Annotated in this window: 13 protein-coding genes; 7 read left to right on the top strand and 6 right to left on the bottom strand. The window is 70.9% G+C overall.

The window, feature by feature from the left end:
* Positions 1–146 precede the first annotated feature (146 nt).
* A complete protein-coding gene (locus ABZ794_RS19775) occupies positions 147–5762 on the bottom strand; it encodes a GH92 family glycosyl hydrolase (protein WP_357516821.1) in 5616 nt (1871 codons plus the stop codon).
* 275 nt (positions 5763–6037) lie between these two features.
* Positions 6038–7117: a glycoside hydrolase family 19 protein gene (locus ABZ794_RS19780; protein WP_238689407.1), complete on the bottom strand. Its 1080-nt coding sequence runs from the start codon at positions 7115–7117 to the stop codon at positions 6038–6040.
* Positions 7118–7560: 443 nt separating this feature from the next.
* On the opposite strand from ABZ794_RS19780, the gene ABZ794_RS19785 reads away from it, so the two are divergent.
* The 6 genes from ABZ794_RS19785 (at position 7561) to ABZ794_RS19810 (ending at position 15763) form a co-directional block, all read left to right on the top strand.
* Complete coding sequence (locus tag ABZ794_RS19785) at positions 7561–8583, top strand: polysaccharide deacetylase family protein (protein ID WP_238689406.1); 1023 nt, start codon at positions 7561–7563, stop codon at positions 8581–8583.
* Between the two features lie 265 nt (positions 8584–8848).
* Entirely contained in the window at positions 8849–10267 is a 1419-nt protein-coding gene (locus tag ABZ794_RS19790; RefSeq protein ID WP_210786132.1) for a PQQ-binding-like beta-propeller repeat protein, read from the top strand.
* Positions 10268–10335: 68 nt separating this feature from the next.
* Complete coding sequence (locus ABZ794_RS19795; protein WP_357516825.1) at positions 10336–11439, top strand: DUF559 domain-containing protein; 1104 nt, start codon at positions 10336–10338, stop codon at positions 11437–11439.
* The gene (locus ABZ794_RS19800; protein ID WP_357516827.1) at positions 11436–12176 is read left to right on the top strand and encodes a hypothetical protein; all 741 of its coding nucleotides are present in this window, start codon (positions 11436–11438) and stop codon (positions 12174–12176) included. The genes ABZ794_RS19795 and ABZ794_RS19800 overlap by 4 nt, the downstream gene beginning before the upstream one ends.
* Complete coding sequence (locus ABZ794_RS19805) at positions 12173–15421, top strand: DUF87 domain-containing protein (RefSeq protein WP_357516829.1); 3249 nt, start codon at positions 12173–12175, stop codon at positions 15419–15421. The genes ABZ794_RS19800 and ABZ794_RS19805 overlap by 4 nt, the downstream gene beginning before the upstream one ends.
* A gap of 9 nt (positions 15422–15430) precedes the next feature.
* On the top strand, positions 15431–15763 hold the full coding sequence (locus tag ABZ794_RS19810; protein WP_030490272.1) for a putative quinol monooxygenase: 333 nt from the start codon (positions 15431–15433) through the stop codon (positions 15761–15763).
* Between the two features lie 64 nt (positions 15764–15827).
* Here the strand turns inward: ABZ794_RS19810 and pdxY are convergent, their stop codons facing one another.
* The 3 genes from pdxY to ABZ794_RS19825 form a co-directional block, all read right to left on the bottom strand.
* The gene (gene pdxY, locus ABZ794_RS19815; RefSeq protein ID WP_210786127.1) at positions 15828–16679 is read right to left on the bottom strand and encodes a pyridoxal kinase PdxY; all 852 of its coding nucleotides are present in this window, start codon (positions 16677–16679) and stop codon (positions 15828–15830) included.
* 177 nt (positions 16680–16856) lie between these two features.
* Positions 16857–17651 carry a serine protease gene (locus tag ABZ794_RS19820; RefSeq protein WP_210786126.1) on the bottom strand — a complete coding sequence of 265 codons (795 nt, stop codon included), beginning with the start codon at positions 17649–17651 and terminating at the stop codon, positions 16857–16859.
* Between the two features lie 158 nt (positions 17652–17809).
* On the bottom strand, positions 17810–18826 hold the full coding sequence (locus ABZ794_RS19825) for a LacI family DNA-binding transcriptional regulator (protein WP_357516832.1): 1017 nt from the start codon (positions 18824–18826) through the stop codon (positions 17810–17812).
* 255 nt (positions 18827–19081) lie between these two features.
* On the opposite strand from ABZ794_RS19825, the gene ABZ794_RS19830 reads away from it, so the two are divergent.
* Positions 19082–21436, top strand: coding sequence for an AbfB domain-containing protein (locus ABZ794_RS19830; RefSeq protein WP_210786124.1), 2355 nt, complete (start codon positions 19082–19084; stop codon positions 21434–21436).
* A 315-nt stretch (positions 21437–21751) separates the two neighbouring features.
* On the opposite strand, the gene ABZ794_RS19835 is transcribed toward ABZ794_RS19830, so the two are convergent.
* On the bottom strand, positions 21752–21934 hold the full coding sequence (locus ABZ794_RS19835) for a hypothetical protein (protein WP_357516835.1): 183 nt from the start codon (positions 21932–21934) through the stop codon (positions 21752–21754).
* Positions 21935–21939 lie beyond the last annotated feature (5 nt).

Genomic DNA, 21939 nt, shown 5'->3' on the forward strand with positions numbered 1-21939 from the left:
CCGCCCCTTTTTGTGCCCCCCCCCCCCCGCCCCTCCGGGGCCCCCCCCGTTGGCGGGGGGCGCGCCCCCCGCCCCCCCCCCCGCGGGGGGGGGGGGGGGCCCCCACCCCCCCCCCCCCCACGCGGCTGTACTGTCCCGGCTCGGTGCTAGCCGGTGACGGTGAACGGTCGGGACACCTTCGTCGCCGACGTGGCGCCGTTCAGCGTGACGCTTGTCGCGCCCGCCTTCGCCGCACGCGGAACGCTGACCGTCGCGCCGGAGATGACGCCGTCACCGTTCGCGTGCACGGTGCTGACCGCCAGTCCGGTCCCGACGGCGATCGTGACCACCTCGTTCGGCGCGAACCCGGAACCGTCGACCATGATCGACGTGCCGCGCGGGCCCGAGGTGGTCAACAGCGCCACCCGCGGCTGGTAGGTCCGCGCCTCCGGCTCCCCGGTCACCTGGACGGTGGCCGTGGCCGGCTCACGCGAGGACGCGCCCGTCGCGGTGACGGCGTACCGGCCGGGTTGCGCGTCACCGGAGGTCGGCACCGAGGCGCGGACCGTTCCCGTCGCGGAGGCCGCGACCTTCATGGTCCGGCCCGGGTCGGTGCCGACGCTGACGGTCACCTGCTCGCCGGCGGCGAAGCCGCTGCCGTTGACCGTGATCGCCCCACCGGTGGTGACGGTGCCGGACGCGGAAAGCGCGATCGCCGGCTGCGATCCGCCCCGAGCCACTGTCACGGTGAAGGACTCGGTGCTGCTCGACAGCGTGTCCCACGCGGTGACGCGCACCGTGTAGGTGCCCTCCCGTGCGTACGTGTGCTGGCCGCTCATCGCGCCGGACGCGCCGATCGTCACGTCGTCCGGAACCGTGCCGTCACCCCACTGGACGCGGGCGCGGTAACCCGTCGTACCGGGAACCCCGCCGGTCACCGCACCGAGGTTCGCCGCGAGGGCCTGCCCGGCGGTGGCCGTCTGGCTCGTCGGGGCGGCGGTCGTCAATGCCGGGGCGGGCGTGCCGTCGTTGGCCACGGCGAACACGTGGATCCGACCCGCCGAGCGAGGGTCGCCGGTCTGCGTCGGCAGGGTCACCGACACCAGCGTCTTGCCCGCCGGAATCTGGTACGGCGCGGTGGCGAAGAGGAACGGCTGGGCGCCGTCGCGGCTCGTGCCCTGCAACCGGTACGCCGTCCGGGCGACGACGATGTTGCCGTAGGACGGGGTGCCGTTGGCGTTGCCGCCCAGCGTCCAGTCGCTCAACTGGATCGGAATGCTGGCCGTGCTGCCGTCGCTGAACGTCGCCGTGCCGGTGGTGCTCTGGTTGCCCTGCGTTCCGGCGCCGACGAACGAGATGCTCTTCGCGTCCTCCGGAAGGTCGAGGACGACCGTCGCCCCGTTGCCGGTGGCGTTGTCCGGCTGCCCGGCCGGGATCACCGGCACTGCGAACCGCAGCGCCGTTCCGGGCACCTGCTGCGGCTGGCCCTGGGTGACACCACCGGCCGCCAGAGCGGCCCGAGAGTACGCCCAGGACTTGGCGTCACAGTCTGCCGCCAGGACCCCCTCGTCACCGATGCAGACGCTGTCGAACGCTGCGGTGAGACCGGAGGCCGGGGCGTACGCCACCTCGACGCCGACCGTCGCGGAGCTCTGGCTGTCGCCGTCGGTCACCGTGACGTTCGCCTGGTGGTAGCCGGGTGTGGTGTAGGTGTGCGACCCACCGATGCGGTAGACGGCCCGCGAGCTCAACGTCACGGTGCCCGCGGTGACCGGCGTGCCGTCACCCCAGTCGATGGTGGCCTGGTAGCCGCCGGCGTCGCCGCCGGTGACGGTGGCCAACGGCACCGAGACGGGTACGCCGGTGGTCGCGTGCACGCCGTCGGCCGCGGTGACGCTGATGTCGCCGCCGCCGAGGTCGAGGTCACCTCCGGCGAGCAGCTCGACCTCGGCGAGGTTGGTCTGCGCGGCGCCGACGGTCTTCGTGACGGCGAGGCGGAACTGGGCGAACCGTCCCGGCTTGTCGATCGAGTACGGGCGGGTCTGGTTGCGCCACGGGAACACCTGGCCGGTGCGGGAGTCCACTGTGGTCCAGGTGAGGCCGTCGTTGGAGCCCTGCAGACGCCAGTCCGCCGGATCGCCGGCAGCGGCCCCGGACGTGACCGTGTAGTACTTCGGCTTCTGCTTGCCACCACGGAAGGCCCAGGTGATCTGCGGGGTCGCCGAGGTGAAGGTCAGCTGCGTGGTCGACGAGTCGTCGAACAGCTTCGACGCGTCCTGACCGCCGGTAGCGCTCGCGGTGCCGAGACCGGGGCCGGTGACGTCCTGCAACGGCTTCGGCGCCTCGTCACCCTTGGTCAGCGACGGCGGCGCGTCGTTCCGGCCGCTGCCCCACGACGACGGTTTGGGGCCCATCTGGAAGTCGATGGTGCCGCCCTTGGCGAGCGTCGCGACATCCACTGACAGGCCGCTCTGCTTCTTGCCGTTGACCTTCACGCCCTGCACGTAGACGTTCGCCGCGCTGTTGTTCGGCGCGTTGACGACGATGTCGCCGCTGCTGCGGTGCACGGTCATCCTGGTGAACTGCGGCGAGCCGATCGCCCACTCGGACGACCCGGCCTGCAGCGGGTAGATGCCCAGCGAGCTGAGGATGTACCACGACGACATCTCGCCGTTGTCCTCGTCGCCCAGGTAGCCCTGGCCGATCTCACTGCCGACGTAGAGACGCCGCAGGATCTCCCGCACGGTCTGCTGGGTCTTGGCCGGCGCCCCGGCCACGTTGTACATGTACGGGATGTGGTGCGACGGCTGGTTGCTCATGCCGAGCTGACCCATCCGCACCGCGCGCGCTTCGAGCATCTCGTGGATGACGCCGCCGTACCCACCGGGGCGGTCGGCGTTCTCCGGGGTGGTGAAGAACGCGTCGAGCTTGTCCCGCAGCGCCTTCTGCCCGCCGTACAGGTTGATCAGGCCCTGGCCGTCCTGCTGGGCGGTGAACGCGAAGTTCCACCCGTTGGTCTCGGTGTAGACGCCACCCCAGTCCAGCGGGTCACCGGCGAGGAAGTTGCCGGCGGCGTCGCGGCCCTGGAAGAGCTTTGTCTTCGGGTCGAAGAGGTGGACGTAGTTGCGGGCCCGCTCCAGGAAGTACCGCGACTCCTCCTTGAGCCGGGCACGCTCCGACTTCGGCGTGGCCGGGTCCTTGGCGAGCGCCGCACCCATGTTGCCGATGCCGAAGTCGTTGATGTAGCCCTCCAGCGCCCAGGACACCGACTCCCCGGTTGACGTCGGCGTGTAGCCGAGGAACAGGGAGCTCTCGATGCCCTTGCGCCCGACCGCGCTGCGCCCGGACGCGACGGTCGCGTCCTTGACAGCCGCGTCGTACGCCGCGAGCGGGTCGGGCAGCTTGACCCCGGTGAGGTACGCCTGGGCCAGCGCCACGTTCGCGCTGGTGCCGGTCATCAGGTCGGCGTAGCCGGGGGACGACCAGCGGGCGATCCAGCCGCCGTCGCGGTAGTGCTGGACGAACCCGTCGGAGATCTTGGCGGCGACGTCCGGGTACAGCAGCGCGTAGGCGGGCCACACGGTGCGGTAGGTGTCCCAGAAGCCGTTGTTGACGTAGATCTGCCCGTCGACGATCTTCGCGCCGGTCCGGGTGGGGGTCGACGCGCCGGTCGGCGCCGAGACCGGGCTCGCGTACTGCCAGCGCGGCGCGGCGGCGGTGCCGGTGTTCTCCGACTGCGAGTTCGGGTAGAGGTTCAGCCGGTACAGGTTCGAGTACATGGTGACCAACTGCGACTCGGTGGCGCCGCGCACCTCGACCCGGCCGAGCCGGTCCTTCCACGCGGCCGTCGCGGCGGCGTGGATCTGGTCGAAGCTCTTGCCGGTGACCTCCAGATCGAGGTTGCGGCGCGCCTGGTCGACGGAGAGGAACGAGGTGGCGAGACGCATCGTCACCTCCCGCGAGCCGGAGATGTCGAAGGTGGCGGAGGTAGCTGCGGACGCCGTCGGCGCCCGGTCGAAGGCGCCGGAGACGAACATCCGGCTACGACCGGCCGACAGGCCGCTTCCGTTGTCGACCCAACCGGTGAACGTGCCGTCCGTGCCGATGGTGAACGTGCCGTTGTGGAAGACGAGACTTCCGGTCGGCTGCCCGGTGGGGAAGGTGAACCGCATGATCCCGGCGTGGTCGGTGGGCGACATCTCCGCGACCAGGCCGTTCTGGAGCGCGACCCGGTAGAGGTCCGGCTGCGCCGTCTCGTCGTCGTGACGGAAGGCGAGCGCACGACTGGCGGGCTGACCGGTGAGCGACCCGCCACCGACGACCGGCATGACGGACATCTGGTTACGGTCACCCATCCAGGGGCTGGGCTCGTGGGAGATCGCGAGGCCCTGGAGCATGGGCAGGTTGGCCTCGTTGTTGATCCGGTGGTACTCGTACTCCCACGAGTCGGAGGTCGCGTCGGTCACCGGGGTGAAGAAGTTGAACCCGTTCGGCACGGCGGTGATCGGCAGGTTGTTGCCGCGCGAGAAGCCGCCCGTCGAGTTGGTGCCCCGTCGGGTGTCGACGTAGTTGGTCAGCTTCGAGCCGTCGATCGACGCCGGCGCGGCCGTCAGCTCGATGTCGTCGAGCCAACCTTGGAACCGGGTCTCCGCAGTGGCCTGCGGATTGTCGTACGCGAGCAGGATGCGGTCGATCGTCTTGCCGCGCGCGACGGTGCCGAGGTCGGCCTGCACCAGGTTCCACTGGTCGGCGAAGAGCACCTTCGAGGCGCCCTGACCGGCGCCCGTGAGTGGGTAGCCGTGCTGGTCGGCGGGCGAGCGACCACTGAGGTAACTGCCGTCGGTGAAGTGCAGGTCGACGGCGGCGTAGGTGGACGGGTACCTGCCGTCTCCACCGGTGAACTCGGGGAAGATCTTGTACGACAGTCGGGTCTTCGGGCCGACCGGGATGGTGACGTCGAAGAGCTTGTTCGTCGCGTACGACCGGCCGTTGCCCTCGGCGCCGCCGGAGTAGCGCAGCGCGGCCAGCCCGGTGAACCCGACGTCCGGCTTCGTGGTGTAGCCGCCGTTCGGGCCGGCGGTCGCCTCGCTGACCATGGGGGTGGCCGGCGGGCGGACGTCCGAGCCGTCGCTGATGTTCCAGTCGGCGAGCTGCAGGAGCGAGTCACCGGAGTTCGCTGTGATGTTGAGCCGGTAGAAGCCGTAGGCGTTCGGGTTGGTGAAGCTGTACGTCTTGGTGGCGAAGCGCCCGCTGAACTTCTCGCCGGCGCGCTTGTCCAGGTCGGTCCAGGTGCTGCCGTCGTTCGACCCCTGGACGACGAAGTCCTTCGGGTCCCGGGTGGGTGCGTCGTCGGCCGCGGTCAGCGAATAGCGCGCCACCGTCGCCGGCTTGGCGAGTTGGTAGGTCACCCAGCCGGTGGACGCGAACACGAGCCACTTGGTCGACGGATCGTCGTCCTTGAGGTTCGCGGCGATCTCTCGCGGCGGGTTCTCGTCGCTCGCGGTCACGGCGCTGACCTGGCCGAGCAGGCTGCCGGGCAGCGTGGCGACAGTGCCGCTCAGGTTGACCTGGACCGGTTTTCCGTTCGGGCCGACCTCCACGGTGCTGGTGGCGGGCTGCGGGTCGGCGGACTCGAACGACGAGGTGAAGTTGCCCGGCGGTGCGGGGGTGGGGGCGGCGTTCGCAAGGGGCGCGGCGACGAGCAGGCCCAGCGGTAGCAGGGCGGCTGTGGTCGCCGCGATCAGGCGGGGTGAGAGGGGGCGCGCAAGGGGGGTGTGCGACATGAGGGACGGAGCCTTTCGACTCGAACCGGGTCGAGTACGTCGAACGTCTGGGCAGTGTGGAGCGGGTGGTGGGTCGAGCCCTGACATCGTTGTCATGAGAGTTCGTGAGTAACGGAAGCCGGGGCGTGTGGACTGCCGCTGATAGTTCCGGGCGCAGCACGGCCGTGTCAACGGGTTGATCGCGCCGAAGCGGCCGCCGCCCTCACCGGGCTCCGGCGGCCGAGGTGCCGGGCCTCGACGCCGTCTGGCGACGTACGCCGAGGCCCGACCACTGATCAGCAGTAGAGGTTGGCTCCGGCGGACACCCCGAGGATGCCGACGAACTGCTGGTACCTGGTGACGCGACTCTGCACCTGGGCGGGGTTTCCGCCGTTGCACTCGATCGAGCCGTTGATGCTGCGGATCGTCTGACCGAACCCGGCGCCGTTGACCATCGCGTTGTGGGCGGTCATGGTGCCCGGCCCGTTCTGGGTCATCCAGTACCAGATACCGGTCTTCCAGGCCACCGCGGCGTCGGTCTGCACCAGCCACGGGTTGGTCAGCAGTGGCAGGTTGAGGGCGTTGCCCGCGGCGTTGTAGTTGAAGTTCCAACTGAGCTGGATCGGCCCCCGCCCGTAGTAGGCGGCCTGCCCGGCGGGGCAGCCGTACGGCTGGCCGTAGTCGCAGTAGTGCGGGTAGTTAGCGGTGTTCTGCTCGACCACGTGCACGAGCCCGCCGGTCTCGTGGTAGACGTTCGCCAGGAAGGCCGCGGCCTCCTGGCGCTGGACCGTGGCGCTGCCGGTGCGCGCGAACGCCGAGTAGGCGCTGAGGGCGGCGACGAGCCCGGAGTACGTGTAGAAGGAGTTGCGACTCGGGAACATCTGGTTGAACTGGGCCTCGGTGACCACGAAGCCACCCGGGTTGGTGGGCGGCGGAGTCGTCGGGGGCTGGCCGCCACAGGTGTAGGGCTCCCAGTACCAGGTGCTGACGACGGGGTCGTACCCCGGGTTGTCGTGCTCGGCGATGTAGTAGGAACCGTTTGTGTACCGGACGATCGCCCCGGCGGCGTACCACGTCCCGGCGGTCCAGTTCGGGTAGCTGCAGGTCCCTCCGGTGGGCGGCGTGGTGCCCCCGCCGCACGCGCCGAGGTCCTCCCAGACGCCGGTAGTGCCCGGCGGCGCCTCATTCTGGGTCCACCACTTCGCCCGGTAGTTGCGGCCGTTGTGGGAGACCTGGGCGTCTCCCCAGTAGACGGCCGATGCCTGCCACGATGCCGTGCAGGCCGCCGCCGACGCGGCAGTGGCCGGGATGACCGCCACCAGCCCGCCGGCGACGATCAGTGCCGCCAGCGCGACCAACGCGCGCAGTCTCGTCATGTGATCACTTCCCTCCTGGGACCTCACTGGCCGAAACCCGAGCCGGATATCGACCGAAGTGACTGTAACATCTTCTGTTCACAATCTTTACTATTAGATGTCGGGGGCGCGACGGTGGACCCGGGGATCGACGACCGGTAGTTCCGGCCACTTTCCGGATCACGTAACGAGGAGACCCATCGATTGATGCGATCAATACGGCATCGGGACTCCAGCCCGACCGAGGCGTGCCTGCCCCGACCGCCGAGCAGCCTCCTGCCGTGTTCCGAGGATGTTCCGGAACTTGTTGACGCGTTGGAATTCTCGCTGTAATACTCCGATCCATTGAGGTCAATGCGATCGGCTTCGTTGCGGTTTCCGGCCCAGCTACCCACTTATCCACACCTGTCCGGACTGTGCTGCCCGCCCCGGGGCGCGTCCGGGCCTGCGCGAAGGGGCACCAGATGAGCAGGCTCTTCCCCCGCACGGCCCTGTGGTCCAGGCGGTTGCGCGCGGCGCTCGCCGTCCTGGCCACCGCCGTCGCCATGTGCGGCGTCGCCCTCGCGGCCACCTCCACCCCGTCGAGCGCCGCCGCCTGCAACGGCTACGTCGGCCTCACCTTCGACGACGGTCCGACCGGCAGCACCAGCGCCCTGCTGAACGTGCTGCGCGCCAACGGCGTACGGGCCACCATGTTCAACGTCGGGCAGAACGTCCAGAACAACCGGTCGGCCGCGCAGGCACAGGTGGCCGCCGGCATGTGGGTGGCCAACCACAGCTGGAACCACGCCCACATGACCTCGATGAGCCAGGCTCAAATGCAGTCGGACCTCTCCCAGACCAGCTCGGCGATCCAGTCGGCCACCGGCAGCCGACCGGTGTTGTTCCGGCCGCCCTACGGCGAGACCAACTCCACGTTGCAGTCCGTCGCGTCGTCACTGGGCATGCGCCAGGTGCTCTGGGACGTGGACTCCCAGGACTGGAACGGTGCCAGCGTCAGCCAGATCGTGGCCAACGCGAGCCGACTCCAAGCCGGTCAGGTCATCCTGATGCACGACGGGATCCAGAACACCCGCGACGCCATTCCGCAGATCATGGCCAACCTGACCAGCCGCAACCTGTGCCCCGGCATGATCTCGCCGTCCACCGGCCGCGCGGTCGCGCCGGACGGCACCACCCCGCCGCCCACCACCACCCCGCCGCCCTCCGGCGGCACCTGCACCGCAACCGCCACGACCCCCAACGTGTGGGGCGACCGGTACAACACGTCGGTGACGGTCAGTGGCGCAAGCACGTGGACGGTGGTCGTGGCCATCACCTCGCCGCAGCGGGTCACCACCATCTGGAACGGCACCGCCACCTGGGACAGCAGCGGCACGGTCATGACCATGCGGTCCAACGGCAGCGGCAACACCTTCGGCTTCACCACGATGACCAACGGCAACAGCAGCGCCCGCCCACAGATTCGCTCCTGCACCTCGGGCTGACATCGCCCAGGTTGAGACGTGCGCGGTGGGTGCGCCCGGCACCCACCGCGCACCTGCCTTCCCGCGGAGCCGGGGCTTCACTCGACGATCCCACCGCGCCCCGTACCCCCGACCGCGTGGCTGACCCTGGGCGTCGGCGCGCACGCGGTGCTCCGCGACGACGCGCTGCGCTGGCCGGACGCCGATTCTGTCGGGGGGCGCCGTTAACGTGTGGTCACTGTCGCCGCGCCGGATCGCGCCGCTCGCTGACCCTCGGAGGCCCCCCATGTCCCAGGAGACGACCTACCTCGAACTGTCCGAAGTGGACGGTGCGCACAAGTTCTACGAGGTCATCGTCGACAATGCCACGCTGACGGTGCGCTACGGCCGGATCGGCGACCAGGGGCAGGTCAAGGCGAGTGCCTATCCGGACAACGCCCGCGCCCGGGCCGCCGCGGCGAAGAAGATCGGCGAGAAGGTCCGCAAGGGCTACGCGCCGGCGGTTCCCGGCGTCCGCCAGAAGCGCACCGTGTCGCGGCGGCAGATCGTGAGTACCCGCTCCACCGCCCACACCGCCCCGGTGCTCTGGCGCTACGACTCCGGCGCCCCCGCCTTCGGCATCTTCGTCGACGGGCAGCACTGCATGGTCGGCAACGAGCACGGGGTCATCACCACCCTCGACCACGACGCCCAGGTGCGCAGCCAGGTCCGCCTTCCCGACGGGGTGAAGTGCATCGTCGCCGACGACGCCTGGATCTACGCCGGCTGCGACGACGGCAACGTCTACGACCTGTCCGGCAAGGTGCCCCGCGTGGCGTACGCGATTGCCCCGGAGATCGACATCTACTGGCTGGACATCCACGACGGCGTCCTCGGCGTCTCCGACGCCGACGGCGGGATCACCGCCGTCGACCACGAGGACGAGTTCCTGTGGCGTCGCCCGGGGCGGGGGCGTTCGGCCTGGATGGTGCGGTGCGACGACGACGCCATCTACCACGGGCACTCGCAGGGCGTGACCGGCTACGAGTGGCGTACCGGCACCGAACTGTGGCACACGAGGACCGGTTCGGTGCTCTTCGGCTGGCAGGAGCACGGCAGTGTGTTCGCCGGCACCAGCACCCGCGAGGTGGTGCGGCTGTCCAAGTCGGGTCGCCACGAACGCACCTATCTGTGTGACGCCCCGGTCTTCTCCTGCGCCACCGCCGAGGGCGGCGAGTACGTCTTCGCCGGTGACAGCCAGTCCTCGATCTACTGCTTCGACGCGGCGGGCACCCGGCTGTGGAAGCTCGGCACCGGCTGCGGCTCGGCGTACTCCATGCAGTACCACGACGACCGGCTCTACGTCGTCACCACGGGCGGCCATCTGGCCTGCATCGACGCGAGCGAGCCGGCGATCCGCGCGGCGCAGGCCGGGGATGTTCCCCAGGTGCGCGACATCAAGGCCCCCCGCCAGGCGCCCCAGCCGGTGCAACCGACGATCGTCGAGGTGACCAGCGACTCGGGCGCGGGCGTGGTCGTGCAGTGCCTGGACGATCGGGGGCGGTTGCGGGTTCAGGTGCTGTCCGACGGTTACCGGCGCGACTGGTCGGTGCAGTTCCCCAAGGGGATTCGCGAGCCGGGCGCCCGATACCTGGTGACCGAGGTGCGCGAGTCCAGCCGCGGTGGTTACTACCGCGCGTACGGCGACATCCGCCGGCTGCGCTGAGCCACGAGCGCGCTGCCTCGTCACCGAGGGGTCCCCGGGCGCACCCGCCCGTGTCGTAGGGTGCCGCCATGGCGCACCCCGTCCGGGCCAACGGCGACGCCAGGAGTGCCTGGTGGGCTGCCCCGCCGACGGGGCGGGTCAGTCACCTGCCGGGCATCGACCCGGAGATGCTGCGGGTGGCACTCGACCCGTTACCGCGGGCAGCGCCCGCGATCGTGCACTACCGGCCCACTGTGACAGGCTCCCTCGGCGTCCTCGTGGACACAGTGCTCGACCAACTGGACTCCGCGGCCCTCGCGATGTTCCCCCGCTGGCTGACCGGGGCCGACCACGTCGACAGCGAGGGCACGCTCGGCGTGGCGGCGGTGCGGGCACTCGCGGCCCGTACCGCCGCCCGCTCCCGGCACTTCGGCCCGTTCCTGGCCGACCTCGCCGAGCGAGGGCTGCGCGGCCCACACCGCCCCGGCGGCCGGTCCCGCTTCGCCCCGGGGGTACGCGCCGCCGGGCTCGCCCGGGTGATCGCCGACGCGTACGACCGGGAAAGCTGCGTACTCGTCGTGGCCCTGCCCGACCTGGAATCCGCCGCCGAACGGACGCTGGTGGCCGCCGCCGAGTGGCTCGTGCGGCACGGTGGCTTCACCGTGTGGTTGGCCGGCGGGCCGCTGCGCCACGCCGACCGGGTGCGCTCGGTGCCCATGCCGGTTCCGGCGCGATTCGCCGAGCTGGCCAGCATGACCGAACGGCTTCCGGCCATCGCCGCGGAGCCGGAGTCGACGGTGCTGGCCTGGCCGCCGATTGCGGGCGTGCCCCGCGGTGACAGCGCCGCCGAACAGGCGTTGGAACGCGCGCTCGCGCCACACGACTGGGCGCGGGGCCGGCGGTGGAATCAGACCTACGAGTGGCACGTCCTGGCCACGGCGTACCGTCTGGATCTGTTTTGGCCCACGGAGGGTCTTGCGGTCGAGGTGGACGGCCCGGAGCATCGTGGGCGAATCGCTTTCGCCAACGACCGGCGGAGAGACGTACAGCTGCAACTCCTCGGGCTGGACGTGCTCCGCTTCACCAACGAGCAGGTGCTCACCGACGCGCCGGCGGTGGTCGACGGGATCCGTCGGCTGCTGGCCCGGCGACGCGCGGGCAGCACGCACCCCCACGGAGATGAGACATCATGACGAGCCCGGCGGACGTCCCGCACCTGACGCCGAACCAGATCAACGCCCTCGTGGTGCTGATGGTCGAGGCACGCCGACTCACCAACGTCGAGCTGAAAGAGCTGGCCGGTTTCACGCTGACCGGCAAGGACAACACGAAGCTCGTCGACCTGGGCCTGGTCGACACCGATCGGACGCACCGGCCCTTCGCCCACGAGCTGACCGAGCAGGGCTGGCGGGTGGCACGTCAGCTGCACACCGCCGCGCCGCCGAAGCAGGGTGGCTCGACGACCCGGTCCCTGTTCGTCGTCCTGTCCAACCTGCACCGTTCGCTGGACCGGCTCCGGGTCAGCCACGGCGACTTCTTCAAGCAGACTGCGGTAACCGCCGCTCCGGCGACCAGCGAGCCGCGACAGGAGGTACCGGCGCCCACCGTGACAGCGACGACGGCGGCGCCGGCGACGGCGGCGACGGCGGCGGCACCGGTGTCCGCAGCGGAGGTGGAGGCGCTGGTTCGCTCTGCGTACCGGGAGCTGGCCACCGCGCCGGGCGCCTGGGTCGGTCTCGCCGACGTCCGCGACCGGCTCGCCGACACCGACCGGGCCGCTCTCGACGCGGCGTTGCGGGCGATGGTCGGCCGGGACGACGTCCGCATCATCCCGGTGGCGAACACCAAGTCACTGACCGCACGGGACCGGGCCGCGGCCGTCCGCATCGGGAACGAGGACAACCACGCCCTGGCGATCGGCCCGGCATGATCTCGGACGACCAGCGGGCCGCGCTGGAAGCGGTCAGCCTCAACCCGGCGGTCACCCCGGACGACGTCTGGCGACCCAGCCCGCACAACGTGCCGGAGCTGCACGAGAAGGTGGCAGCGGAGATCCTGCGCGGGGTGGCGCGGGCCCGCACCGACGACACGAGCATGCCGCTCGGCGTGGCCATGCAGGGCCGCGCGGGCGCCGGCAAGACGCACCTGCTCGGGGCGGTCCGCGAACGGATCCAGGGCGACGGCGGCTACTTCTTCCTTGTCGACATGGTCAGTGGCAAGACGTTCTGGGAGAGCGTGGCCCTGGCCCTGGTGGAGGGCATGGGCCGCCCTCACGTCGGCTGGGGCACCCAGTTGAAGACCTTCCTGCGTCGACTCACCCCCCAGCTCGGCCTGCCGGTGGAGGTCCGCGACGCGGTCGCCGGCGCCCGGCCGGTGACCCGTGCGCAGCTCGACACCTTCATCTGGGCGCTGCGCGAACGCGATCGGGAGGTCGGGCGGGACGCCCAGGACACCGCTCGGGCGCTCGTCCTGCACGGTGCCATCGACTTCGAGGCACAGGACGTCGGTTACGCCCACCTGATCTCCGAACCGGGTGACCCGGCCGCGCGGGCGGCGTGGGGGTTGAGCGCCGCGATCCGCACCCCCCAGCAGGTCGTGCAGGACATCTCCCGGCTGATGGCCCTGACCCTGGACCCCACCGTCATCGCCGTGGACCAGCTCGACACGCTGTTCGCCCAGACCAGCACCTCACTGCTCAACCAGCATCAGGGGCTGGAGGACGGCCAGGCCAAGGTGCTCGGCCCGATCGCCGACGGCCTGCTCAAGCTCCGCGACATCACCCGCCGCACACTGGTCGTCGTCTCGTGCCTGCCGGACACCTGGGTGCTGATGACCCGCACCGCGCCCACCCCGGTCGCTGACCGCTTCCGTACGGCGACCCTGCCGGACCGGATCCCCACCCCGGAGATCGGGCAGGCCATCGTGGCGAAGCGCCTCGCCGCCGCCTACGCGGGCATGTACTTCGGGCCACCGCACCCCACCTGGCCGATCGCCCCCGCCGCGTTCGCCGACGCACCCACCCTGACGCCACGCGCCCTGCTCCGCCGGGTGGACCGCCACATCGCCTGGTGCCGTGATCGCGACGACGTGGTCGAGCTGGACCGGCTCATCGACGGCGCCGACTCGACGCCGACGGTCAGCACCGCCCGTGGCGCCTCCGCCGATCCGAGCACCGACGAGCGCCGGCTGCGCGAGTTGGACGCACGGTTCGCCGAACTGGTCGAGGCCGCGGACGTGTCGGCCGCCGTCGATCCGACGGGCGAGGACGAGCACATGCCGCCGCTGCTCGCCGCCGGCCTGGCCGCCTGGATCGCCGAGCAGGCGCCGACCGGCGCCACCTACAAGTACGATCCGCCGCCCGGCCGCAAGCCCGCGCTGCACGGGCGGCTCATCGAGGTGCTCGACGAGGCCACCGAGAACGAGGCGCACTGGTGCTTCCGGGCCATCGCGCACCCCAACGCCGTCGCCGTCACCGCCCGGGTCAAGGCCGCCTGCACCCTCGCGGGGTTGGACCGGGACCTGCCACAGCGGCGGCTGATCCTGCTGCGCAACGGTCCGTGGCCGACCGGGAAGCGTACGACCGAGGTGTTGACCGGCTTCGACGCGGCCGGCGGCCTGCGGTGTGCCGTGCCGGAGGCGGACCTGCGGGTCTTCGCGGCGCTGCGGGTGATGGCGGCCGAACCGTCCACGGCCTTGCAGGAGTGGCTGGTGGCCCGCCGTCCGGCCAGCGGCACCGAGCTGTTCCGCGCGGTCCTGCCCGGCCCCGACGGGACGCGCGGCGGTGCCCAGCCGCCGACGCCCGACGACGACGAGCCACCGTCGGGTGGCCCCGAATCCGACCCGATGAACGTGCCGGAAGCCGACGTCCCCGCCGGTGTGTCGACCGGTGCGGTGGCCGAGCCCGTACCCGCTGACCCGGCCGACCTCGTGGTCGGCGAGGGCGGTCGGGTCGTCGGGCTGGGGCGGACCGTCGACGGTGGTCACCCGTTCACGGTTCCCCTGGAGTCGTTGCGCCGCCACGCGGTCGTGTTCGCCGGGTCCGGCTCGGGCAAGACCGTGCTGATCCGCCGGCTGGTCGAGGAGTGCGCCCGCGAGGGGGTCTCCGCGATCGTGCTCGACCCCAACAACGACCTGGCCCGGCTCGGCGACCCGTGGCCCGACCCGCCGAGCGGCTGGGGCCCCGGCGACGCCGAACGCGCCGCCGACTACCTCGCACACACCGAGGTGGTGGTGTGGACGCCCCGGGTCACCGCCGGCCGGCCGCTGAGCTTTCAGCCGCTGCCCGACTTCACCTCCCTGCGGGACTGGCCCGACGAGTTCGACCAGGCCGTCCGCTCCGCCGTGGAGGCGCTCGCGCCCCGGGCCGGCGTGGACCGCTCCAGCCGACTGGCCCAGCAGGGCAAGGCGGTCCTCACCGAGGCACTCCAGGCGTACGCGCGCAGCGGGATGGTCGGCCTGCCCGGCTTCACCGAGTTCCTCACCGATCTGCCCGAGGGGGTCAGTCGGCTGGCCCGCGCCGGGAAGCTCGCCGAGGAGTTGGCCGAGGCGCTCAAGGCGGCGATGGTCACCGATCCGCTCTTCGGCGGGGTCGGTGCGCCGGCCGACCCGGGGCTGCTGCTGACGCCGTCGGCGGGGCGGCGGGCCCGGGTGTCCGTGATCAGCTTCGTCGGCCTCACCTCGGATCAGGAGCGGCAGAGCTTCGTCAACCAGTTGCAGATGGCGCTCTTCGCCTGGATCAAGCGGCACCCCGCCGGTGACCGACCGCTGGGCGGGCTGTTCGTGATGGACGAGGCGCAGACGCTCGCGCCCTCGACCGGCACCACGGCCTGCACCGCCAGCTCGATCGCGCTGGCCTCGCAGGCCCGCAAGTACGGGCTCGGGCTGGTCTTCGCCACCCAGGCGCCCAAGGGTCTGCACAACCAGATCTCCGGCAACGCGACGACGCAGTTCTTCGGGCTGCTCAACGCGCCGGCGCAGATCGACGCGGCCCGGCAGCTCGCCGAGGCCAAGGGCGGGCGGCTGCCGGACATCGGCCTGCTCAACAGCGGTGAGTTCTACGCCGCCGGGGAGGGCTTCTCGTTCGTCAAGGTCCGCACCCCGCTGTGCCTGACGCATCACCCGAAGGCGCCGTTGACCCCGGAGGAGGTCGTCGCCCGCGCCCGCCCGGCTGGGTAGCCTGAGGCCATGATCTTCATTACCGCCAAGTTCCGGGTCCTGGCCGAGCACGCCGACCGGTGGCCGCAGATCGCCGCCGAGTTCACCGAGGCGACCCGGGCGGAGCCGGGCTGCCTGTGGTTCGACTGGTCTCGCAGCGTGGACGATCCCACCGAGTACGTGCTGGTCGAGGCATTCCGCGACGACCAGGCCGGCGGGGCCCACGTCCAGTCCGCGCATTTCCGCACGGCCCAGGAGACCCTGCCGCCGTACCTGGCCGAGACGCCGCGCATCGTGAACGCCACGGTGCCGCAGGAGGACTGGTCGCTGCTCGGCGAGATGGCCGTTCCCGAGGGTCGCTGACCGCCGCCGGTCCGCGGTCCGCGACCGTCGTCAACGCAGCCGGTCAGCGGTCCGGGACCCGTCGTCAGCGCAGCCGGCGGGCGGTGAAGCGGGCTGGCGGGTCGGCGATCACGTCCTGCGCCGCGATCAGCTGGATCTCCCGGGTGCCCGCCGCGAGAGTGGCCTCGAGCACGGCGTAGACGGAGGCGATGGTGCGCTCCAGCGCGGTCGCTGGTGAGCCGGTCGTCCACAGGTGCGCGAGGTACAGCGCCGCCGTGACGTCGCCCCCACCGTTCGGGTTGATCGGCAGCAGCGGCGTGGTCACCGCCCAGGCGCCCTCGTCGGAGACCGCCACCACCTCCAGCGAGTCCGGCGGCAGGTCCCCGTGGAGCACGCTGGTCACCAGGACGTGCCGTGGCCCGGTCGCGCGCACCACGTCGACCGCGTCCAGCACCTCGGCCAGCGAGTTCGTGGTGCGACCGGCGAGGAAGTCCAGCTCGAAGTGGTTCGGCGTGATGATGTCCGCACGGGGCACGACGGTGTCCCGTAGGTACTCAGGAATCCCCGGCCGGACGAACATGCCCCGGCCGGCGTCGCCCATCACCGGGTCGCAGCAGTACACAGCGGCCGGGTTGGTCGCCTTCACCGTCGCCACCGCGTCCAGGATCACCGCGCCCATGGCCGGGTCGCCCTGGTAGCCCGAGAGCACCGCGTCGGCGGTGCCGAGGACCCCGCGGTCCTCGATGCCCGCGATCACCTCCGCCACGTCCGCCGCCGGGAGCAGCGGGCCCCGCCACGCGCCGTACCCGGTGTGATTGGAGAAGTGCACAGTCAGGACCGGCCAGACCTCGTGCCCGAGGCGTTGCAGCGGAAAGGCCGCCGCCGAGTTGCCGACGTGACCGTAGGCGACCGACGACTGGATGGACAGGATCTTCACCGGGCCATCATCGCCGCTGCGGCCGGCGTCGCACTGACGGCCCGCCGAATCTGTCGGGTGGCCCACTCGCCGCTCACCCGGCGGGACGGCACGAACAGGCGACCCGGACCGTGTCGTCCGGGCCGCCCGAGCGGTGGCGAGGCGACCAACGCGCCGGCTGGCCGTCCCGTCGTACGGTCAGCCGCCGAGGCTCGCCGCGGCCGAGGCGATCGACGAGGCGAAGTAGCTCACCTGGGTGTAGACACCCGGGTAGTTGGGCCGGGCGCAGCCGTTGCCCCAGCTGACGATGCCGACCTGGATCCAGGCGTTGCTGGCGTCGCGGCGGAACATCGGGCCGCCCGAGTCACCCTGGCAGGTGTCCGTGCCGCCGCTGGCGTAGCCGGCGCAGATCTCCTCGGCGGGGATGAGGTCGCCACCGTAGTTGGCGTTGCAGGTGGAGTCGCTGACGAACGGCACGGTCGCCTTGAGCAGGTACCGCTGCTGGCCGCCGCCCTCGCGCGCGGCGCCCCAACCGGCCACTGTGAAGGTGCCGCTGTCGTACGCGGTGGTGCTGGCGATCGGCAGTGTGCTCAGCCCGGTGACGGGGCTGGCCAACCGGATCAGCGCCCAGTCGCGGCCGGCGCCGTTGTAGCCGGGAGCACGGTAGACGTAGTTGGACCGGACGGTGATCCGGCTGGACGACTGGAGGTCGACCGTCCCGAGCGTCGCGGTGATGCTGGTGTTGGTGCCGGTCCGGCCCACGCAGTGTGCCGCGGTGAGCACCAGCCGGGCGCTGTACAGCGCCCCGCCGCAGCCCATCGAGAGACGCACCATGAACGGGAACTCGCCCTGAGCGGCGCGGGTGCCGCCGACGACGTTCGGCGTCACGGGGCTGTCGGCCGCGGCGGCCGGCGCGGTGAGAGTGAGGCTGGCCGCGGTCACCGCGGCCAACGCGGTGGCCAGCAGGCCAGTGAGGGTACGCCAGCGAACCATGCATTCCTCCGCATCAGGATGGCACGCCTCGTGAGCGCACCGCAGTCGAGATAGCGGTCATCATATTGAGGAATTTGGATCTCGTGGGTCATCCTCTCTGGGTCGTACCACCGGCGGTATGGATCTCGCACGGCACGGGGCTTGTGGGCGACCGGCGGTCAGGCGTCCGGCGGGCCGGTGCTCTCCCGGCGGAGAAGCCGGAACGGTGTCTGCACGGTCAGCGGCCCCTCGACCTCCGCGCCCTCGATGCGGGCGACGAGGCGGCGCACCGCGAGACGGCCGATCTCCCTCTTGTCCGGGGCGATCGTGGTGAGGGTCGGGGCAGTGAACCGTCCCTCCTCGATGTCGTCGATCCCGACCACCGCGACGTCCTCGGGCACCCGGTGACCGGCCTCGGCCAGTGCCCGCAGCGCCCCGATGGCGATCAGGTCGTTGTAACCGAACACCGCGTCCGGCGGGTCACCGAGGGCGAGCAGGTCACGCATGGCGCGCATGCCGTCGAGCCGACCGAACGCGTCGGTGCGGGCGACCAACCGTGGTCGGTACGGCAGGCCGGCGGCCGCCAGGGCCTCCCGGTAACCCCGGACCCGCAGGTGGGCCGACTGCCGGTCACCGCCCGGGGTGGCGCCGATGAACGCTATCCGGCGGCGGCCGATCGCCACGAGGTGCCGGATCGCCGCGTGGCTGGCGGCGACGTTGTCGATGGCGATGTGGTCGTGTGGCACGTCGTAGACGCCCTCGCCGATCAGCACGAGCGGGCTGCCGGCAGTCCGGGCCAGCACCTCCTTCCGGCCGACGCGCACCGGGCTGAGGATCAGACCGTCGATGACGCGCTGTCGCGAGCCGTCGAGAAGCGCCAGCTCCGCCTCCCGCTGCGCGGCGGTGTTCTCCATGACGAGCGTGTAGCCGAGCGCGGCAGCCTCGGAGATGGCGATCTCGGCGAGCTCGGCGAAGTACGGGTTGGTCAGTTCCGGGACGGCCAGGGCGATCAGGCCGGTACGACCCCGGCGGAGATGCCGGGCGCCGAGGTTGGGGCTGTAGCCGAGTTCGTCGATCGCCTGCTGCACCCGCTGTCGGGTCCGCTCCCCCACCGGCCGGTACCCGTTCACCACGTTCGAGACCGTGGCCAGGGAGACACCGGCGCGCTGGGCGATGTCCTTCAGGTTGACGCCCATCCCCAACCTTTCGCTAATTCGACCGGTGGGCCGACCGGACATTGACGAACAAGCATTGACGGGAGGGTCGGCGCGGCTCTATAACGTTATACAGGTGATGATGGATGTCAATATGCCAGTCACCGTTGGCGCGTGGAGATCCCACCGACATCCGTCGCTGACGCCCGCCCCCGTCAATGACCACCCGATGCCCACCACCCACGCGCTTCGGGCCTGGCTGCACCGCCCGCGGCGACTCGTCCCCCCGGAGACGGCATGACACGTCACGTCCCCATCCGCCCCGCCCTGCCACTGCTGCTCGTTCTCGCCCTGCTCGCCGGCGTTCTCGGCGTGCCAACCTCTCCGGTGTACGCCGCGCCGGCCAAGACGCCACCACTGACCACCCCCTGGACCAGCCAGGCCCTGAACGGCACACCTCTGCCCGAGTACCCGAGACCCCAGATGACGCGGCCGGACTGGCTCAACCTCAACGGCGAGTGGCAGCTACGCCAGTCGACGACCGACGACGCCCCGCAGTTCGGCACCAACCTGCCCGAGCGGGTCAACGTGCCCTTCCCGGTGGAGAGCGCCCTGTCCGGCATCCAGCGGGCCGCCAACGACAACCGCAACTACCTGTTCTACCGACGCACCGTCACCATCCCGGCGAACTGGTCGGGCCGGCGCACCCTGCTGCACTTCGGCGCCGTCGACTGGCAGAGCACCGTCTGGGTCAACGGTGTCCGGGTCGGCGCGCACACCGGCGGCTACGACGCCTTCACCTTCGACGTGACGCCCCAGCTCACCACCGGGACGAACGAGATCGTCGTCAAGGTCTGGGATCCCACCGACACCCGGCAGAACGGCAGCCTGCCCGCCATCGGCAAGCAGACCAAAACACCTGGCGGGATCTTCTACACCCCCAGCTCCGGCATCTGGCAGACGGTGTGGATGGAGCCGGTGCCCGCCGCCTCGATCAGCAGCGTGGACGTCTACCCGAACCTGAGCAACAACACACTGCGGGTCCGGGTCTTCACCCGGGGCGACGTGAGCGGGCACAGCGTGCTCGCCGAAGCGCTGAACGGCGCCACAGTGGTCGGCTCGGCCACCGGCGGCTTCACCGACTTCAGCGTGCCGGTGCCCAACGCCCGCCGCTGGTCACCCGACGACCCGTTCCTCTACAACCTCCGGGTGACAGTGCGCGGCGCCACCGGCGCCACAGTGGACCGGACCACGCACTACTTCGGCATGCGGGAGATCACCACCGGCCTGGTCAACGGCGTGCTGCGCCCCAAGCTCAACGGCCAGTTCGTGTTCCAGGTCGGCACCCTCGACCAGGGCTACTGGCCGGACGGGCTCTACACCGCGCCGACCGACACCGCCCTCGCCTTCGACCTGCAGAAGCACAAGGACCTGGGCTTCAACATGGTGCGCAAGCACATCAAGGTGGAGCCGCAGCGCTGGTTCTACCACGCCGACCGGCTCGGCCTGCTGGTCTGGCAGGACATCCCGTCGCTGACCGCACAGGACGTCGACCCCACCGACGCCCAGCAGGCGCAGTTCGAGGCCGAGGCACGTGAGATCGTCGACGAGCACCGCAGCTCACCCGCCGTGATCGCGTACACGCCCTACAACGAGGGCTGGGGTGAGCGGTCCCTCGCCGACACCCGGCGGGTCGCGCAGAACATCAAGAACCAGGACCCGACACGTCTGGTCAACCCGCACAGCGGCCACAACTGCTGCCAGTCCCTCGGCAACCCCGGCAACGGCGACATCGACGACTGGCACGTCTACCTGGGACCGGACTCCCCCGTACCGTCGAGCAGCCGGATCGCGGTGCTCGGTGAGTTCGGCGGCCTGGGCCTGCACACGCCGGGCCACGAGTACAGCCCGAACGGCAGCTTCTTCGCGTACGAGTGGCAGTCCAGTTCGAACGCCCTCACCGACCGGTACGTGGGGCTGGTGCAGGGCACCCAGAACCTGATGCTCGGCAAGGGGCTCAGCGCCTCGATCTACACCGAGATCACCGACCTGGAGGGTGAGCTGAACGGGTTCCTCACCTACGACCGACAGGTGATCAAGATGGACCAGGCGCGGGTACGCGCCGCCAACACCGCCCTGATCAACGCCTCGAAGACCATCGGCAGTTCGGCACCCGTCGCCCTGCCGGTCAACACCCGCCGGTCGTTGCAGGTCACCACGCCCGGCTTCACCAACCGCTACCTTCGCCACCAGGACAGCCTGGCCTACACGGAGGTGGTCGACGCGGCGAGTTCCGGCCTGCTCAAGGCCGACGCCACGTACACCATCCGGCCCGGTCTGGCCGGTGCCGGTTGCTACTCGTTCGAGTCGGTCAACTTTCCCGGGCAGTACCTGCGCCACCAGAACTCCCGGGTCCGCAACTCGCCGGACGACGGCTCCGCGCTGCTTCGTGCCGACGCCACCTGGTGCGCCCGTACCGGGCTGACCGGCACCGGCGTCTCGCTGGAGTCGTACAACTTCCGAGGTAGGTACCTGCGGCACTACAACGCGGAGGTCTGGCTCAGCAACGGCGCCGGCGGCGACGCGTACAACACGCCGGTGTCGTGGACCGCCGACAGCACCTGGAGCATCGCCGCCCCGTGGGCACCCTGACCGCTGCGCCCTGACCGGGCCGTTCCGACAAGAAGAGACGCGGGGGTTCCGGCGTGGGCCGGGACCCCCGCGACGCGTGGACGGTGTGGCGGGCCCGCGCTGCCTACCCGGGGGCCGGCCCCTTCCGTCGGCGCCGACGCCTTCCGTCGCGGTCGGTGACCGGACCCCGGCGTCACTCGTCGTCCCGGAGGTCGTTTCCCCGGTCATGAGCGAAAGCGGCGAGTTGTTTGCACCGTTCGGCCCGGTCGGCTGCAGGGCAAGGACCGGGCCGCAACTTGCATCCGGCCAAGTTCGCTCGGCTGTTGCAACACGCAATTATGCCGACCAATAAATAGACAAGAACCAATCTTGACTTGTACGGCCGGCCAGCGCACCGTAAAGAGCCAGAGGCAGATGCACGCCATTATCGGCCCGGCTGAAGTGGATCGCCAAATGGAGGCGCTGCCGGTTTCGCGCCGCGTGCATCAGGAGGCTTTCCATGCGGTTGAATCCGTTCACCGGGG

Source organism: Micromonospora sp. NPDC047187 (assembly GCF_040643355.1).
Taxonomy (GTDB): domain Bacteria; phylum Actinomycetota; class Actinomycetes; order Mycobacteriales; family Micromonosporaceae; genus Micromonospora; species Micromonospora salmantinae.

Bases quoted from the DNA above. Each gene is read 5' to 3' on its own strand.
- ABZ794_RS19785 (WP_238689406.1), top strand. From the start codon at position 7,561: ATGAGCAGGCTCTTCCCCCGCACGGCCCTGTGGTCCAGGCGGTTGCGC.
- ABZ794_RS19795 (WP_357516825.1), top strand. From the start codon at position 10,336: ATGGCGCACCCCGTCCGGGCCAACGGCGACGCCAGGAGTGCCTGGTGG.
- ABZ794_RS19830 (WP_210786124.1), top strand. From the start codon at position 19,082: ATGACACGTCACGTCCCCATCCGCCCCGCCCTGCCACTGCTGCTCGTT.
- ABZ794_RS19820 (WP_210786126.1), bottom strand. From the start codon at position 17,651: ATGGTTCGCTGGCGTACCCTCACTGGCCTGCTGGCCACCGCGTTGGCC.
- ABZ794_RS19805 (WP_357516829.1), top strand. From the start codon at position 12,173: ATGATCTCGGACGACCAGCGGGCCGCGCTGGAAGCGGTCAGCCTCAAC.
- ABZ794_RS19780 (WP_238689407.1), bottom strand. From the start codon at position 7,117: ATGACGAGACTGCGCGCGTTGGTCGCGCTGGCGGCACTGATCGTCGCC.
- ABZ794_RS19810 (WP_030490272.1), top strand. From the start codon at position 15,431: ATGATCTTCATTACCGCCAAGTTCCGGGTCCTGGCCGAGCACGCCGAC.
- ABZ794_RS19800 (WP_357516827.1), top strand. From the start codon at position 11,436: ATGACGAGCCCGGCGGACGTCCCGCACCTGACGCCGAACCAGATCAAC.
- ABZ794_RS19790 (WP_210786132.1), top strand. From the start codon at position 8,849: ATGTCCCAGGAGACGACCTACCTCGAACTGTCCGAAGTGGACGGTGCG.
- ABZ794_RS19775 (WP_357516821.1), bottom strand. From the start codon at position 5,762: ATGTCGCACACCCCCCTTGCGCGCCCCCTCTCACCCCGCCTGATCGCG.
- ABZ794_RS19825 (WP_357516832.1), bottom strand. From the start codon at position 18,826: ATGGGCGTCAACCTGAAGGACATCGCCCAGCGCGCCGGTGTCTCCCTG.